The sequence below is a fragment of the Mucilaginibacter sp. 5C4 genome, from assembly GCF_034345625.1.
GTDB classification, from domain to species: domain Bacteria; phylum Bacteroidota; class Bacteroidia; order Sphingobacteriales; family Sphingobacteriaceae; genus Mucilaginibacter; species Mucilaginibacter aurantiaciroseus.
Map to the genome: position 1 here is coordinate 3,769,184 of NZ_CP133775.1, position 17,351 is coordinate 3,786,534.

The 17,351-nt window shown below is 43.4% G+C and carries 15 protein-coding genes; 10 read left to right on the forward strand and 5 right to left on the reverse strand.

Translation table 11 applies throughout. The features are described 5' to 3' along the window. The first annotated feature begins 68 nt into the window (after positions 1-68). The 10 genes from RHM67_RS17715 to RHM67_RS17760 all read left to right on the forward strand — a co-directional run bounded on the left by RHM67_RS17715 (position 69) and on the right by RHM67_RS17760 (position 10,842). Complete coding sequence (locus tag RHM67_RS17715) at positions 69-572, forward strand: T9SS type A sorting domain-containing protein (RefSeq protein ID WP_322228426.1); 504 nt, start codon at positions 69-71, stop codon at positions 570-572. Between the two features lie 302 nt (positions 573-874). Next, positions 875-1,486: a fumarylacetoacetate hydrolase family protein gene (locus RHM67_RS17720; protein WP_322228428.1), complete on the forward strand. Its 612-nt coding sequence runs from the start codon at positions 875-877 to the stop codon at positions 1,484-1,486. Positions 1,487-1,502: 16 nt separating this feature from the next. Beyond that, on the forward strand, positions 1,503-3,221 hold the full coding sequence (locus tag RHM67_RS17725) for a M23 family metallopeptidase (RefSeq protein WP_322228430.1): 1,719 nt from the start codon (positions 1,503-1,505) through the stop codon (positions 3,219-3,221). Next, complete coding sequence (gene bcp, locus RHM67_RS17730) at positions 3,221-3,682, forward strand: thioredoxin-dependent thiol peroxidase (RefSeq protein WP_322228432.1); 462 nt, start codon at positions 3,221-3,223, stop codon at positions 3,680-3,682. Before RHM67_RS17725 ends, bcp begins: the two co-directional genes overlap by 1 nt. A gap of 122 nt (positions 3,683-3,804) precedes the next feature. Further along, positions 3,805-4,359, forward strand: coding sequence for an RNA polymerase sigma factor (locus RHM67_RS17735; RefSeq protein WP_322228434.1), 555 nt, complete (start codon positions 3,805-3,807; stop codon positions 4,357-4,359). A 61-nt stretch (positions 4,360-4,420) separates the two neighbouring features. Then, on the forward strand, positions 4,421-5,239 hold the full coding sequence (locus RHM67_RS17740) for a hypothetical protein (protein WP_322228436.1): 819 nt from the start codon (positions 4,421-4,423) through the stop codon (positions 5,237-5,239). Positions 5,240-5,250: 11 nt separating this feature from the next. After that, on the forward strand, positions 5,251-5,724 hold the full coding sequence (locus RHM67_RS17745; protein ID WP_322228439.1) for a hypothetical protein: 474 nt from the start codon (positions 5,251-5,253) through the stop codon (positions 5,722-5,724). 379 nt (positions 5,725-6,103) lie between these two features. After that, positions 6,104-7,303: an aspartate aminotransferase family protein gene (locus tag RHM67_RS17750; RefSeq protein WP_322228442.1), complete on the forward strand. Its 1,200-nt coding sequence runs from the start codon at positions 6,104-6,106 to the stop codon at positions 7,301-7,303. A 249-nt stretch (positions 7,304-7,552) separates the two neighbouring features. After that, on the forward strand, positions 7,553-9,835 hold the full coding sequence (locus RHM67_RS17755) for a glycosyltransferase family 4 protein (protein WP_322228443.1): 2,283 nt from the start codon (positions 7,553-7,555) through the stop codon (positions 9,833-9,835). A gap of 2 nt (positions 9,836-9,837) precedes the next feature. After that, positions 9,838-10,842, forward strand: coding sequence for a glycosyltransferase family 4 protein (locus tag RHM67_RS17760; protein ID WP_322228444.1), 1,005 nt, complete (start codon positions 9,838-9,840; stop codon positions 10,840-10,842). Positions 10,843-11,015: 173 nt separating this feature from the next. Here the strand turns inward: RHM67_RS17760 and RHM67_RS17765 are convergent, their stop codons facing one another. The 5 genes from RHM67_RS17765 to RHM67_RS17785 form a co-directional block, all read right to left on the reverse strand. Next, a complete protein-coding gene (locus RHM67_RS17765; protein ID WP_322228446.1) occupies positions 11,016-12,485 on the reverse strand; it encodes a glycoside hydrolase family 130 protein in 1,470 nt (489 codons plus the stop codon). A gap of 181 nt (positions 12,486-12,666) precedes the next feature. After that, complete coding sequence (locus RHM67_RS17770; protein WP_322228448.1) at positions 12,667-13,587, reverse strand: DUF58 domain-containing protein; 921 nt, start codon at positions 13,585-13,587, stop codon at positions 12,667-12,669. A 129-nt stretch (positions 13,588-13,716) separates the two neighbouring features. After that, positions 13,717-14,427 (reverse strand): DUF2490 domain-containing protein, encoded by a 711-nt coding sequence (locus tag RHM67_RS17775; RefSeq protein WP_322228450.1) that lies wholly within the window; start codon positions 14,425-14,427, stop codon positions 13,717-13,719. Positions 14,428-14,554: 127 nt separating this feature from the next. Further along, entirely contained in the window at positions 14,555-15,577 is a 1,023-nt protein-coding gene (locus tag RHM67_RS17780; protein ID WP_322228453.1) for a hypothetical protein, read from the reverse strand. A gap of 12 nt (positions 15,578-15,589) precedes the next feature. Then, positions 15,590-17,308: an ArnT family glycosyltransferase gene (locus tag RHM67_RS17785; protein ID WP_322228456.1), complete on the reverse strand. Its 1,719-nt coding sequence runs from the start codon at positions 17,306-17,308 to the stop codon at positions 15,590-15,592. Positions 17,309-17,351: the final 43 nt, after the last annotated feature.

Genomic DNA, 17,351 nt, shown 5'->3' on the forward strand with positions numbered 1-17,351 from the left:
ATTTAAATAATCGTTACATTATCACTTGATGAGCGCTTTATTTATACTTTTGTAAAGTTCATAATAATATGGTTCGAAAATCTACTTATCTTAATTCCTGGTTCACCGTAATTGCGCTGGCAATAGCTGTGAATTTTGCGCTTGCAAAAGGAGTTAACGCCCAAAAAAGTGACTCATCGTACCTGCGTTCCATTAAAGCAAAAACCAAAGCATCATATTTAAAGAACGGCCTGCACTTGGCCCTGCCCCCTTTAAAACCAAATGCGGTATCAACAGCCAAGATCAATTTATCGAGGCCCGATGATAAGTTGCTTACCAACGTACAGGTATACCCTATCCCCGTTACCGATATTATTAACGTAAAATACACGGTAGCCCGTAGCGCGTTTGTTAATGTAAACGTAATGGATATACTGGGCAATAATGTACTTACCCTGCAATCGCAAAGGGTGGAGTTTGGCGATCAAAGCATCAGCTACAACGTTGCCAATAAACTAACCCGCGGTTTTTATTTCGTGCGGATAGTGGTCGGTACGGAGTCGGTTAATAAGCGCATTTCGGTAATACTGTAAGCCCCCCAGCCCCCTGAAGGGTGAGTAATTCTTTAACGACATTTTTCAATTTAGGTATTAAAATATTTGACAGCCATGGTGGCACCATTTTGTCAGTTGTCAATTTCTTAAATTACTGATTATGAACACCTCCAGCGTTACCCTTGTGTGTTCACGATCGTGAACGTGAACATTTTGATATATGCGACGGCGTATTCCGTACATCCGGAAAGAAAGTTTCCAATATTTTTTTAGTCCCGATAGCTATCGGGATTAGGTTTTAGAATTTAGAGTTTATAATTTTGGCGTTATAACATTTGTTTATGAAAATAATAGCCATTGGCCGCAACTATGCCGAGCACGCCAAAGAATTAAATAACCCCGTGCCTACCACCCCGGTAATATTTATGAAGCCGGATACCGCCCTGCTTAAGGACAATAAACCCTTTTACCACCCGGAGTTTTCGCAGGATATCCACCACGAGATAGAGATAGTACTAAAGGTGAGTAAAGAAGGAAAGCACATCAACGAGAAATTCGCTTCAAACTATTTTGAGGAGATAGCCCTTGGCGTTGATTTTACCGCACGCGACATCCAATCGAAACACAAAGAGAAAGGCCTGCCCTGGGAACTGGCCAAGGCTTTTGATAATTCCGCCCCCATCAGCAACTTTTTACCCAAACATAAATTTGCCGACCTCTACAACGTAAACTTTAACCTGGACATAAACGGCGAAATCCGCCAGAAAGGCAATACCAAAGATCTGCTCTTTTCGTTTGAGCGTATAATAGCCTTTGTTTCCCAGTACATCACCCTAAAAAAAGGCGACCTGATATTTACAGGCACTCCCGAAGGCGTTGGCAAAGTTGCCGTCGGTGACAGGTTAGAAGGATTTTTGGAGGGTGAAAAGCTTTTAGATTTTTATGTTAAATAGATACAGTACTACGCAATTGTCATTTCGTTTTTTTATAATCGCTGTCACGATTTCTATTACAAGCACTATCACCCGCGCCCAGGACGTTATCCAAAGCAAACAATATCCCAAAAACCAGTTCCGTTACCCTTTAGATCTGCCGCCAACTACGGCTGGTTCTTTTGGCGAGTTGCGGGCAAACCATTTCCACTCGGGGTTAGATTTTAAAACCAACCAGCGCATTGGTTTCCCGGTACATGCCGCATACGATGGTTATATTTCCAGGGTACGCGTGCAGTTTGGCGGTTTTGGGCAGGCTTTGTACATTACCCATCCAAACGGCTACACCACCGTTTACGGGCACATCGAAGCTTTTACCCCCGAGATAGCAAAATACATTCGCGATTACCAATACAAAAACCAAACCTACGAGGCTGATATAGCCATGCCGGTTGGTACGTATAAAGTAAATAAGGGTGATGTAGTAGCGGTATCCGGCAACCGTGGTGCATCAGCAGGGCCGCACGTGCACTTTGAGATCCGTGACACCTTAACCCAAGAAACCATCAACCCGCAACTATTCGGCTTAACCATTCCTGACCAGATCCCGCCGACTATTACGGCAATAGGCATCTATCATTTAAACGGCAACCCATTCAGCGATAAAACGCCCAAAGAATTTTTAGCGGTCATCGGCGCAAACGGCAACTACCACCTAACCAAACCGCAGGTGCTTAACCTTAGTGGCAATACCGGTTTCGGCATATCGGTTATCGATCAAAACAGCGCGTCCATTAACCGCAACGGTATTTATTCGTTGGAGCTGAAACTGGATGGCGCTACCATGTACACCTTCGCGGTAGAACGTTTCGCGTTCGATCAAACGCATGCCATTAACGCTTATATAGATTATCCCGCGTTTATAACCGCCCGCCGCTGGGTGCAAAAGTGTTTTATATTGCCCGGCAGTCGCATCTCGCTGTACCCACAATCTATCAACCGGGGCATTATGGCCTTTAATGATGATAAAATTCATGAGGTGGAATATGTGGTGAAAGATATAGCCGGGAATACGTCAACGCTAACATTAAAAGTGCAATCCAATACCTCGGCGGATAGTGCCATTCCTGAGAAACCTACAGGCACTTTACTGCATTATGACCGTAAAAGCGAGTTTGCCAACGATAAAGTTAAAGTGAGCATTATGCCGGGCAACCTGTATGATGACCTGGATTTCATCTATTCGGCTATGCCGGCAAAACCGGGGGCAGTATCGTTAACACATCGCATCCACAATAAATTAACGCCCATACATGACGGGTACGACCTTTGGATAAAACCCGACGTAAACCTTGGCGCCAATGCAGATAAAGCGGTAATTGTAAACGCGGCCACGGGCAGTATAGGCGGCACCTACGAAGGTGGCTGGGTAAAGGCTACAGCCAAAGTCTTTGGCGATTATTATATCAAGATCGATACCGTTCCGCCGATCATCACCCCTATTAACATTCGCAATGGCAGTAATATGAAGGCTTTAAGGGCCATTAAGCTGCGCATGAGCGATAACTTGAGTGGTATTAAAAGCTACGTAGGTAAAATTGACGGCAAATGGGTACTGGTAGAGTGGGATTATAAAACAAAGGTTTTAAGTTATACCTTTGATAACAGCATCGCCGCAGGCAAACATAAATTTGAGTTTACGGTTACTGATGCAAAAAATAACGTTAGTACATTCACAGCAGAATTTTACAGGTAATGGCAACAGAACTAAAAGCAGGCGACAAAGCCCCGAATTTTACAGCTAACGACCAAAACGGCGCACCCGTTTCATTAGGTGATTTTAAAGGCAAAAAGGTTATCCTTTACTTTTACCCAAAAGATGATACCCCGGGTTGCACGGCAGAAAGCTGCAGTTTTAGGGATAATTATCAATCGTTGCTGAGCAAGGGCTTTGAGGTTATTGGGGTGAGTGTGGACGACGAAAAATCGCATAAAAAATTCGAGACCAAATACCAGTTGCCATTTACTTTGATTGCCGATACAGACCATAGCATTGTTGAAGCTTACGGCGTTTGGGTGGAGAAGAACATGTACGGTAAAAAATATATGGGTACCGCCCGCGCTACTTTCATCATCAATGGCGATGGTATTATTGATAAAGTGATTGAGAAGGTTGATACAAAAAATTCTTCACAGCAGGTATTAGACTTGTTGTAAGCCGCACCCAAGAATTAAAAGTCTCCCCTACCTGGGGAGATTTAGAGGGGGCTTATAGAGGGGGGTTAAAACTTATATCAAACAAAAACGCTTTATATTTATTTAAAGATAAATTTTAATAGATGGCCATTCAGGCAGAAGACGAAGAGATACTCAGTAAGTTTAGGGACGAAAAGACCCGTAACGAGGCATTTAACCTTTTGCTGAAAAAGTATCAGCAAAAAATATACTGGCATGTGCGCCGTATGGTTATTGACCATGACGATGCCGACGATATTGTACAGGATGTATTCATCAAGATCTGGAAGAACCTTCCGGGTTTCCGTAACGATGCACAGCTGTACACCTGGATGTACCGCATTGCCACCAACGAATGCATCACCTTCCTGAACAAGAAAAAAGCAAAGAACAATATATCGCTTGATGATGTGGATTTTGAGCTGGCAGACACACTGTCGAGCTCGGACCAGTTCACCGGCGACCAGATTCAGCGTAAATTGCAGGATGCCATTTTAACCCTGCCCGATAAGCAGCGACTTGTTTTTAATATGAAGTATTTTGATGATATGAAATATGAAGAAATGAGCGAGGTTTTGGGCACAAGCGTAGGTGCCTTAAAGGCATCATACCACCTTGCGGTTAAAAAGATTGAAGCGTTTGTAACCAATATCGATTAATTAGGTAGAATATTTAAATTAGCATTAAACCTTTTGAAAGTTTATTCATCTATAAGAGAGTATGAAAAGCGATATGGAGAATAACGAATGGGCGGGCGATGAAATGTCACTTGAACGGTTTTCGAAAGAAACCCCGTTTACAGTGCCATCCGGCTATTTTGAAGAGGCCGGTAAGCGCATATTGTCCCTTATAAAATTAAATGAATTAAAAAGTGATGATATGGCACAGGGATTTGCTGTGCCAACAAATTACGTTGAAGAATTAAACACGAATATCCAAAGCAGAATAAATATCGAGGCAATTGCAGGTACCGAAGAAAAAAGTTTTGCAGTGCCCACGGGATATTTTGACCAGCTTACCCAAAATATACAAAGCCGCATCAACATTGAAACCGCCGCAAGCAGCGAAGCCGAAAGCTTTAGCGTGCCGGCCGGTTACTTTGATAACCTGCAGCAGCAGATAACCGCCCGCATTGCCGTGGAGGAATTGCTGGAGAAAGAACCTGCGTTTACCGTTCCGGATAATTATTTTGAACAGCTTAACCGCGATATTTTAAATAAAACGATTAACCAGGAGGCTGTAATACGTAAAACTATTGTACGTAAGCTTTGGGCATCAAACACCTTTAAATATGCAACTGCTGCCTGTGTATTACTAATTGTTGGTACAGGCGCATTCCTGAGGGAGGCACAACAACCGGTTGCGCATTCGCAAACGCTTTTGCACAAGCAGGTATCAAACATACCGGTAGACGAAATTAAAGACTACCTTGAATTAAATATAGACGCCAACGATACGCGTGGCTTAATGGATAACGACAAGCAAATTAATACTGATGCCCTGAATGCCGATCTTCAGGATTATATTGATATTAATTAATAATACTTTTAATGAACAGGCTGCTTAGATATATTTTCTTTTTATTAGTATTTGCAATAGGTAACGACGATGTTTTTGCGCAGGTAAATAACTTCCGCCGCCCCTCGCCTGTAACAAAGGCAAGGATTATACGTAACCCAAAACTACAGGCAGCCCGCGATAAATTTATTGGCCAGCAACTTTCACTTACTTCAGACGAATCGCGCAAGTTTTGGCCTATCTACCGCCAGTACCAGGAGGATCTTACCGCTATCAAGATCCTGAAGAAACAAAATAATTCCAGTTCATCTGCCAACGGTATGGAGCAGATTGATAAAGAATTGGAGTACGATAACCAGATGGTACAGATCCGCAAGCACTACCGTGATGAGTTCCTAAAGATCTTACCTCCCGAAAAAGTAAGTGCCCTGTATAAAAGCGAGGTTGAATTTACCCACGAACTCATCAAAACATTCAGCGAGCGCAGCGTACGCGCGGGGAATTAGCGGAGTTGAATCATTGAAGATCAGCAATACATATTATTTCTGAGTTTGGAGTTTTTCAATATCCTTTATTTGTTACGACATAAATTACGTTGCCTGAAACAGATAAATTGAAGCCATAATTTTCTATAGCAGGAAGTAACAGTTTTTCCATGTTTTGCCCATGTCTGATGACCGGAATATACCATCTGAGCGACCACATATTAAATATTTACCCATTTGTTTGATGGATAAAACATTCAATTAAGATTGAAGTAAGCCTATTTTTTTCATTAATAAACTACTCCGGGAAGGCTGCAGTTCTTCACCTATTGCATTCCAGGTTTTCAACAATACTGCTAACTTTGTAACCTTAAAACATTCCAACGTTAAAACAACATCCATGTTAACCCTTCGCCAGCTATTTCTTAATAATAACGCCCAAACAACCCATTTCCCGCTACTGCTGGAGTTTGAACGTGCAGAAGGTGTTTACATGTACGATAGCGAAGGCAAAGCCTATACCGACCTCATCTCGGGCATTGGGGTAAGCAACCTGGGCCATAGCAACCCAAAAGTAGTGCAGGCCGTTAAAAACCAGGTTGACAAATACATGCACCTGATGGTGTACGGCGAATATGTACAAACCCCGCAAGTATGCTTCGCTCAGAAATTAGTGAGCATCCTGCCCAAAACATTAAACTCTGTTTACTTCACCAACTCGGGTTCCGAGGCGGTTGAGGGCGCTCTTAAGCTGGCCAAACGCTTCACCGGCAGGCAGCAGATGTTAGCTTTTAAAGGCTCATACCACGGCAGTACCCACGGTGCGCTAAGCGTAATGGGGAACGAGGAATATAAACAAGCTTATCGCCCGTTGTTACCGGGCATTAACTTCATGAGCCTTAATAATCTGCCCGATCTTGAATTGATAACCGAGCAAACCGCTTGTGTTATTTTAGAAACCATCCAGGGCGAAGCGGGCATCCGTGTGCCGGATGTTGCTTACATGCAGGCCCTGCGTAAACGTTGCACCGATGTTGGCGCGTTACTAATATTGGACGAGATCCAGGCTGCTTTTGGCCGTACGGGTAAACTTTTCGCATTTGAGCATTTTGATATTGTGCCCGATATACTGCTGCTTGCCAAAGCGCTTGGCGGCGGCATGCCTGTAGGCGCTTTTGTATCTTCGGCGGCTATGATGTCGGTATTTAAAGAAAATCCTATCCTCGGGCATATTACCACCTTTGGCGGCCACCCTGTTTGCTGCGCAGCCGGCCTCGCCGCTTTAGAAGTTTTGCTTGATGAGAACCTGATTGACCGGGTTGCTGAAAAGGAAGTGATCATCCGCGAACACCTCGTTCATCCGGCCATCAAACAGATCCGCGGTAAAGGCTTAATGCTGGCCGCCGAGTTTGAAAGCTTCGAACTGAACAAAAAAATTATTGATACCTGTATAGAAAATGGTGTAATTACCGACTGGTTCCTGCATTGCAGTAATTCTATGCGTTTAGCCCCTCCGCTTATTATCACTAACGAGCAATTGATAAATGCCTGTAACATCATTACACAGGCCATTGATTTTCATACAGATAATTTGCAATAACGTAATTTCATCTGCTTTTCATTTTAATTTTAATTAATAATTTAACTGTAAAAAGAAAGTTCAGGTACTTTATTTTGGTTTATTGGTATAGTTTATGCTGTGTGATATGCGCCTGTGCAAATATGCCTTATACCAACATAACTATCGTTTTTGAGGTCAACAGTGCATACTTTTCGGGTCGGTGGGTTTGATTTTTGCTAAAAAATAAGCATTCCACTATTAAAACGATAATAACAGCTACTTTACAATATGAAAATCGCATACATATCTACCTATCCTCCCCGCGAGTGCGGTATCGCTACCTTCAACCATAATTTAATGAACGCCATCAATGCAAACTTTCCCGATAGGAAGAGCCCGCTTGAGGGGGGATTTGTGGTTGCCCTTAACGATTCCGAAAATTTGCAGGAGTACGAATACCCCTCGCATGTTAAATATGTTATCCGCCAAAATCATCAAAAAGATTATATCCGCGCTGCAAACTATATCAATACCAGTACTGCGGATGCTGTTATTTTAGAACACGAATTTGGGATCTACGGCGGCGAGAGCGGGATCTATATTCTACCGCTCATCAACCGTTTAGAGAAACCGCTGATCTCTATACTGCACACCATATTAAAAGACCCAAGCTATGTACAGCGTATCATCATCCGCGAAATTGCCGAGCAATCTTCAAAGATCATCGTGATGAGCAAACGCGCGGTTGAGTTTTTGACCACCATTTACGATATCCCCGAAGATAAAATTCAAATTATAGAGCACGGCGTACCAGACCTGGAAGCACCGGAAATTAACCCGGTTAAAAACCTGAGCCAGTTTAAAAACCACCGTGTAATGCTAACGTTTGGTTTGCTTAGCCGTAACAAAGGTTTGGAAACCGTTGTAAAGGCCCTTCCAAAAATAGTAGAGAAACACCCCGATGTAATGTACGTTGTGTTGGGTAACACCCACCCCGGCGTTATCAAAAACTCGGGCGAGGAATATCGCGACCACCTGAAAACATTGGCCGCGCAGCTTAATGTGTCCAAGCACCTGTCATTCATTAATAAGTTTGTAGCCGAGGATGAACTGATAGACTACCTTACAGCAGCCGAAGTTTACGTAACCCCATATCTGAACGAAGCGCAAATCACCAGCGGTACATTATCATACGCTGTGGGTGCAGGTGCTGCCGTAGTATCAACCCCATACTGGCATGCTACCGAACTTTTAGCAGATGGCCGCGGCCGTTTGTTCGACTTTAAAAATTCGGAAGCCTTGGCTGAAACCGTTAACGAACTTTTGGATGATAAAGAAGTGCTTGATGAATTAAAATCAAACGCTTACGAATATGGCCTGCATTTACGCTGGCCTGCCACCGGCGCCGAGTTTATCCGCGTTGCACAGGAAGCTGCCGCAAAACACGATTTTAGCGACAAGATCTTAAAGAACAGCATTGTTGACCCGGAAGTATTACCAAAGTTTAGTCTTACGCACATATTGCGCTTAACGGATGATACCGGTATTGTGCAACATGCTAAATATGGTATCCCTAACTTAAAAGAAGGCTATTGTTTAGATGATAACGCCCGCGCATTGATCATGGCATTAATGGCATACCAGCGCAGCGGAAGCAATGAAGCATTTAAATTGCTGCCCATATATTTAAGTTACATCCATTACATGCAAACGGATGACGGTAACTTCCGTAATTTCCTGAGTTTTAGTCGCCAGTATTTGGACGAGGTTGGGTCAGAAGATTCATTCGGCCGTACCATTTGGGCATTGGGATATTTAATTAGCTGTGCGGCAAGCAATTCCTATCGCGAATTTGCAATGGAGATCTTCCATAAATCTTACCCGCACTTTAGCGCGTTAAAACATATCCGCGGGCAGGCAAATACCATTATTGGTATCTCTTTGTACCTACAGGCCTTCCCTACAGATGAAGGTATGGTTGCCGAATTGGTACGCTTGACACAGCCATTAATTGATGCTTACGAAACTATCCGCAGCGATGACTGGGAATGGTTTGAAGAAAGCATGACCTATGATAACGCGATCCTTCCATTAGCGTTATTACATTCTTGCGAAATAACAGGTAACCAAAAAGCGAAAGACATCGCGTTAAAAACTATGGCCTTCCTGGATAAACTTACACTATCAAACGGTTATTTAAGCCCGGTTGGTAACGAGGGATGGTACCACCGTGGCGGCAAGTTCCCGGTTTACGATCAGCAGGCTATAGAAACGATGGCTATGGTGCTGATGCATTTCCAGGCTTACCAGATCTTCCGCAAGCCTCAATATATCGAGAAAATGTTCCTGACCTACAAATGGTTCCTGGGCGAAAATTCGTTGCGGGCACCATTGTACGACCACGAAACTAAAGGCTGTTGCGACGGTTTATTGCCAACAGGTATCAACCGTAACCAGGGCGCCGAAAGTACATTGGCGTACATGATATCGCACCTTACCGTATTGAAAGCTTTCGAGCTGGAGTATGAGTATAATAAAATATCCGATGACCAGCAGTTAAAAGTCTGCTAAAGATGAAAGCAGCGATATTAGCACCCGTTGCCTGGCGCACACCGCCCAGGCACTACGGCCCGTGGGAACAGGTTGCCTCTAACATTGCCGAAGGCTTAATTAAACTTGGCGTTGATGTAACCCTTTTTGCCACCGGCGATTCCATCACCGAAGGTAAACTGCAATCCATTTGCAAACAGGGTTACGAGGAAGAACGCACCCAGGATGCCAAAGTTTTAGAGTGCCTGCACATAAGCAACCTGATGGAGCAAGCCGGCGATTTTGATATCATCCATAACAACTTTGATTTTTTGCCGCTGAGTTATACCGGGCTCATCAACACCCCGGTTATCACTACCATACATGGTTTTTCATCGCCACGGATCATACCGGTTTATAAGAAATACAATTCTCGTGGGCATTATGTATCCATCAGCAATGCAGACCGCAGCGCTGAGTTGGATTACATTGCTACCGTTTACAATGGCTTAGATACCAAAGACTTTAAGTTTACTGAACAACCTCAGGATTACCTGCTCTATTTTGGCCGGATCCACCACGATAAGGGCCCTTTAGAGGCGATTGAGATATCAAAAAAGGCGAATAAAAGGCTAATAATTGCGGGTATTATCCAGGATGAAAACTACTTTAAAGAACAAGTAGAACCACAGCTTAACGACCAGATAGAATACATTGGCCCCGCCGGCCCCGATAAGCGTAACGAGCTTTTGGGCAATGCCCTGGCCCTGTTGCACCCAATAAACTTTGCCGAACCTTTCGGCATGAGTGTAGCGGAATCCATGCTTTGCGGCACACCAGTTATCGCTTTCAAAAAAGGCTCGATGCCGGAACTGATCCAACACGAAAAAACAGGTTTTTTAGTAAATACTGTGAACGAAGCGGTGGATATTATAGGTCAGCTTGGTTCCATTGATCGAGCATATTGCCGGGAGTGGGCTAACTCTCAGTTCTCCAAGGAAAAAATGGCGGAGGATTATTTTAGGTTGTATCAGCAGATATTGGGATAATTAAGCTCTATGTCATTGCGAGCGATAGCGTGGAAATCTCAGCATATCCGCCCGCCCTCTAAGATTGCCACGCCACTGCGTTCCTCGCAATGATATAGTTTTTTACCTATAATAAAATAGCGATGAGGTTATCTCACCGCTATTCTTGTTGAAGAAAACCTTTCACCTCAAAATTAATCTATTCCATCTTCCTTAAACTTAGCCAGCAATTCGTCCAGGTCAACCTCAGCAAATGAGGTTGATGAATCGGAGATACCGTAAGGAATAATAAGTTTATTGTTATGCACAATAGCACCGCAAGAGTATAATACGTTTGGTACGTAACCTTCGCGCTCATCACTGTTAGGGACAAGCAAAGGCTCTTTCAGGCGGCCTATCTCTACAGTCGGGTCATCTAACTTCAGTAAACTTGCACCAAGTACATAACGGCGCATTGGGCCCACACCGTGAGTGATCACTATCCAGCCATCTTTGGTTTCAATCGGCGAACCGCAATTACCTATCTGTACAAACTCCCATGTAAATTTGGGCTTTTGCAGCAAATCTGGCTTTTCCCAAATGTTTATCTTATCGGAGTACATGATATAGTTATTGCACCCGTCGATACGGGAGATCATGGCATATTTGCCGTTAATTTTACGGGGGAACAATGCCAAGTTTTTATTCTGCGCACCGGCACCATACAAAGGCATTATTTTAAAGTTGTAAAAATCGGTGGTTTGCAACAGCTTAGGCATTATCAGCGAGCCATCATATGCGGTATACGTGGCATAATAAGCGTAAGTGCCGTCTTCATTAAAAAACTTAACAAAACGGGCATCCTCAATACCTTTTCGCTCATATTCTGAGATCGGGAAAATAACCCTATCGGAGATATCCGTATCTAATGAGAAAACGATCTCGTAGTAGGAGTCGGCCAGCCAAAGCACTTTATCGTATTCCAGGCGCATATTATCATTCTCCTGGATCTTTTGCGAATCGAGGATAATGCGGCGCAGGTTAGAGTATTCAAAGTGATGGTCGAGTTTATCTTCCAGCTCCTTCAGCACACTGATATCTATCTGGGTGATGGCAGCCTTATCCAAAAACAGTTTTTTATTGTAAACCGCGTTTCTTACAATCTCGGCCTCATCAATATAACTACCTGCGGGTAATACCGTAATTTGATTATTCTTATCGATCAAAGCCCTGCGGAAGGTAATTGAGGAGATGTGCCCCTCGCCCACTGCCCTAAAGCTGATAATAACGCGGCGTTGCCCATCTTCCATTTCGGTTTGATCGGGGTCTTCTACGATAGATGGGTTGAAAAATGCCGCCGATTCGATAGAGTACTCGTGCGTAAAGTACGAGCCGATAAGCAGCTTGCGGTACACGGTTAGGGTATCAAAATCTATCCCCAGTTCGGCAATAAGCGGTTTTAGCTTACTGCAATGGCGGTTAAGCACACGGGTTATATTACGGTGGCGTTTAGAATATTCTTGCAATAAAGGCGAAACAATGCCAAAGGCCGTTTCTTCACTTATGCCCATTACACGCTCCAGGACTTCCTTGGCCCGGTCGTTTCCATTGAAAAAAAAGCGCGCTATTACACGTTTTGGATCGGGATTTACTCTTATTGGTTTTCGTTCTACAGAAAGTCTCATACTTAAAATATGCGTTTAGTCATTAAAACTATGCCTGCTAAATTGATTTGAGCAATTTAATAAAGCTTGTTAAAGGCTGTAAATATTACAGTAACTCACCAAATAACCGTTTAAAATTTCAGATTTGGCCGATTATTATTCAAAGGTGCACAAATACCAGACCGATAAAAAGCACGGTAGTTTAAATCATGCTGTTTCTTTTGATAAGATAGGTTTTCAGGATCTCGTTATAACCCTGTTCAATATCGGCATCCACTAACTGGATGTGATGCTGGGCGCACTTTAGCTCCAGTTGATGACGGTATTCTTTTAGTGCCGATTGGTAGCTGTCGCGGATCTTGTTTGGATGCACGCGCACCTCGGTACCGGTTTCGATATCTACAAAATGGTGCGGGCGGTTATCAAAGTCAAAATCAATCTCTTGCCTTTTACTGGTAACGTTAAATATCACTACTTCGTGTTTTTTATATTTCAAATGCTGAATGGCCGCGAAAAGCTGTTGCATTTTTTCGGGGTTGAGGCTATTCTCCAGCATATCGCTAAAAACAATCACCATAGATCGTTGGTGGATTTCGCCGGCGATATGGTGCAGTACTTGTGTAATATTGGTAGGCGTGTTTTGCCTAGGGTTATCGTAAGCCTTTTCCAACTCCGCATACAAACGGAACATATGGCTTGATGTAGATCTCGCCGGGCTCATCCAATCCATCTTATCCGAAAATAAACACAACCCAAACGCGTCCCTTTGTTTCTTAAAAAGGTATATCAGCGAAGCAATGGCGTATACTGAAAATTGCAGCTTATTGATCCCATCTGCCGGAAAGTTCATACTTGAGGAAGTATCAAGCAGCAAATAACAGCGCAGGTTGGTTTCTTCCTCAAACTGTTTTACAAAAAGCTTATCGGTGCGGGCAAGTAGTTTCCAATCGATGTTCTTTACAGATTCGCCGTTATTGTATAGCCTGTGTTCGGCAAACTCTACCGAAAACCCATGAAACGGGCTTTGGTGCAAACCGGTTATAAAACCCTCTACTACCTGCCGGGCAAGCAGTTCCAGGTTGGCCAGCTGGCGAATATGCTGATCGGTACTAAGCTGCGGCATAGTGCAAGTTAATAAAAAAATCCCCTCTTGAGAGGGGTTAGGGGTGTGTTATTCGCGCGAAAAACACACCCCTTCCATCACACATTCCCGCGCGCGCCCTCTCAGGAGGGGAACTGAACCAAAACTCATTTATAACCTCGTATAAATAGCGGCTTGCAATACATGGTTAAAATAGGTGGCTGATGCCTGCTGTACAAACTGGTTAAGGTAGCCAAACTCAATATCCGCTTTTTTATGCAGGCGGTAACCCAAGGCTACATAAGCACGATTTTGGTCGAAGAAGTGCTTGTTTACTTTTTGGTTGTTTTGAACGTTAACCATAATCTCGTTCTGCAAACCAAGGAACATGCCTTTAGTAAATGCATCTGTTTTTTTAAGTGGCACTACAGCCCTTGCAAAATAACGCAGACGCTGGGCAAAATAATGGTCGTTTTTTGCGGTGGTATTGCCAAGGAAACGCTGCTCTAACCTAAAGCGGTGCTGCAATGTAGTTGCTTTACTTATTTTGGTGTTGATGATAAGCTGTTCCCAAATACGGCTCTCGGGCCTAAAGGTTTCCACACCGGCAACTTTATTATTGGTAGCGATATAGGCATAACCCAAAGCCGCCATTTTATTATTATCGAAATAATAATTTACAGATGGGCGAAGTAACACGTTCTGCAAATAATCGTAATGATTAGCCGACCGAAACTGCGCATCAAACGACATCCCCCATTTATCAGAAAACTTCTGCGAATGAAACAATGCCGCCCATCCCGAAAAACGGTTATCCTGCGCGAAGAGCTTGCAAGGAATTAATATGGTGATGAGTAGAAGTACGGTTAATGCTTTTTTCATAGGAAATAGTGTATGACCGCGAATATAAAAAACTTTGCCATCCTGAGCGATAGCGAAGGACCCAATGTACATCATATAAGGCGGCCAATAGATGCTCGCTATAGTTCAGCATGACAAAAAGGATACCCTAATCCTTAAACTTCACCAAATTCTTCCTGCCGATATCATATATCAAACGGAAAGCTTCCTGGTTGCTGCTGTAGCCCGGGGTATTGTGCAGGCTAAATACAAACTGGCCTTTTAAGCCTTTGGCGATGAATGGGGTGTAAATAATATCTAAACGGTTGTAAGTGCTTTTCTCATAAAAGGCGTCACCAAAAAGGATGCGATGGCCATCCCCTTTGTAAAATTCATCAAACAGGGCAAAACGTTTGTAACTCAAATACGCATTGGCAACAAAACCTTTAGGCTTTTGGAAATCGTCCACGCCCCTTGTGCGTTCTAATGACAGCATACCACCGGCCTCAATGCTTAAGGAATCAAGAAATGTCCTATGGCTAAGATCGGCTCCAATTTTTACCTGGGCAGCGCCATTGTCCTGGATATGGTCATTAGGCAGTAGTATAGCCGCGCCGGCATCATGCAGTAAAAAGAAATAATGCGATACATAAAACGGACTATTTAATGATGGTTGATACTTACCAGAGAAGCCGAAAAGGAACTGTTCCCTATCAGTATTGGTTTGCCGGCTCACCCAGTCTATCCAAACGGTTTCGGTAACGTGGTTACTCTTAAATCGCGTTAGCAAACCCTCTACATTGGGGCGAAAGTAACGCAGGGTATCGTTCAACATAGCACGCGGGTAATCTGTCAGTAAACCTTCCCGACTAAACGCACCTGCATTAAATAACCAGTTTTTACCGGTATAGCTATAGTAAGCAACCGGGTTTACACGCACAAAAAACGGGTTACCCCCAAACTCGTGCAGGGCATTTGCACCAAAAATAAAGTGGTTATTGCTATCGATATTAAACCCAACATCCGCTGCGATACGCACACCCGAATAGGTACGCGAACGTGCGACAAAATCCTTGTATTCGCGGTTATCAAAAAAGCCCATCCCGTTCAGGTGGAAATCTACATTTTGGGCGCTTAACGCACCGGCAGCTAAAATGGTTACTAATAAAGCTAAGTATATCTTTCTGATCATGCTATATCGTTGTTATTCAACTACAAATTTTATTATCCGGCTGTTCCTGCTACCTGTAAACGGCTCGGTACGTAGCGAAAAGAACAGGTCAAATGTACCTTTTTCTGTTGGCGCTGTCGCTATTACCTTATAACCGGTGCTTTGATTTTTCTGTAAGGCTATTTTATTAAAAGTACTGTCGGCAGTCTGTACTTTCACCTGCGTAGTATGTTCAAAAAAGCAGGTTTCAAAATACACCGGGTGTTTGTAGCCAACGTTGGTAAAATTAACCGCAAACGGATAAGGGTTGGTTATAGAAAGGTCAAATTCCACTTTTTGCCCCGGTTTGGCAGTAATAGTTTTTGGCTTGGTGTCTATTATGATCTTTTGATAGGTACGCACATCATCAACCCAGCCGCCATACCAGGTACCGGCCTCGTTCTGGATGGTATCTTTAACTACACCTTTGTTGTAATAGTTCAGCACCAGGTATACACGTTTACGCTGCAGGCTATCCTCAATTGGCCAAATGCTGAACTGCGTGCGGCGATAATCGCGGGCGTCGTAACTGAAACCTTTAGTAGTGTTATTATAAAAATCGTACTTGCTTGGGTTTTGAAAACCTTCACTGAATACTACATAGCTGTCGCCGGCTTTCTCCTTTATCTTGTGCGCCCAATCTTTAAAGCCATAATAACTGCGCAACTGTAAAGGTTTTTTCAGTATCGCCGGGCCAAACATTATGCCTATCCGCAGACCTACAATAAAAACAATGTTGATGATGGCTAAAATGCTCAACCATTTGTATGGCTTGTTTTGTTTGGTAATATAGATGAGCGCCAACATTACCAGCGGTACAAAGGCTATAAGTGTCCAGTGCGCTTCTACCCCGCCTTTAATTGTGCTTAGCAGAAAGAAGATAAATGTACCTGCAGCATTCACTACCAGTGTGCGGGTAAACACATCGGTAATGCGGTTCCTAAAAGCGGCATAAAAAACAAACCAGCCAATAAGCGGGCCGCCCATAGCCAATTGCGCTGGAATGTAGTCGCCCACACGGGCAAAGCTATAATCAGAACCATTACGCTCGAAAAGATGATATTTTACAGATGGGTAGCCATGACTAACCTGCCACCAAATATGCGGGATGAACAGCACAATCGCACCCAAAACAATCAACCAAAAGGATCTGCGTTTTAACAATAATATATTGGATGCAAGCGTAAATACAATAAGTAAAACTCCATGATATTTACTGTATAATAAGCAGGCGATGATGATTGCCAGCAGCAAGGCATATTTTAAATCATCATCCTTCAGGTACTTTTTGTACACGTAGTAAAACAGCACGGTGAATAAAAACAGCGGCACATCCGGCGTGGTGGTAAACCCATAAATATGGAAGATGAACAGCCCCGAAACCAGCAGGATAAACCACTTCGCTTTTACACCGTATTGCTTCACCATCAGCCACATTACGTAAATGCATACGCTGTTGCTTAAAATGGTGAGTATGCGTACACCGAACTCGTTATGGAACAGGCTATAACCTGCCTTTATAAATAAAGCCACCATAGGTGGGTGGTCGAAATAACCCCAATCTAAAAAGCGGGAATAAAGCCAATAATAGGCTTCATCTGCATGGATCTCTAAGGTGTAGGCTTGTATGGCGTTCAGCAGCGTCCAGCACAGCATAAAATACCAGATAGGTTTATTAGACTGGATAGGATGAATTGCTGTTTTGGCCTGCATTGTTGCAAAGGTAAAATAAAAGTGGCAAGCACAATATGCCAAA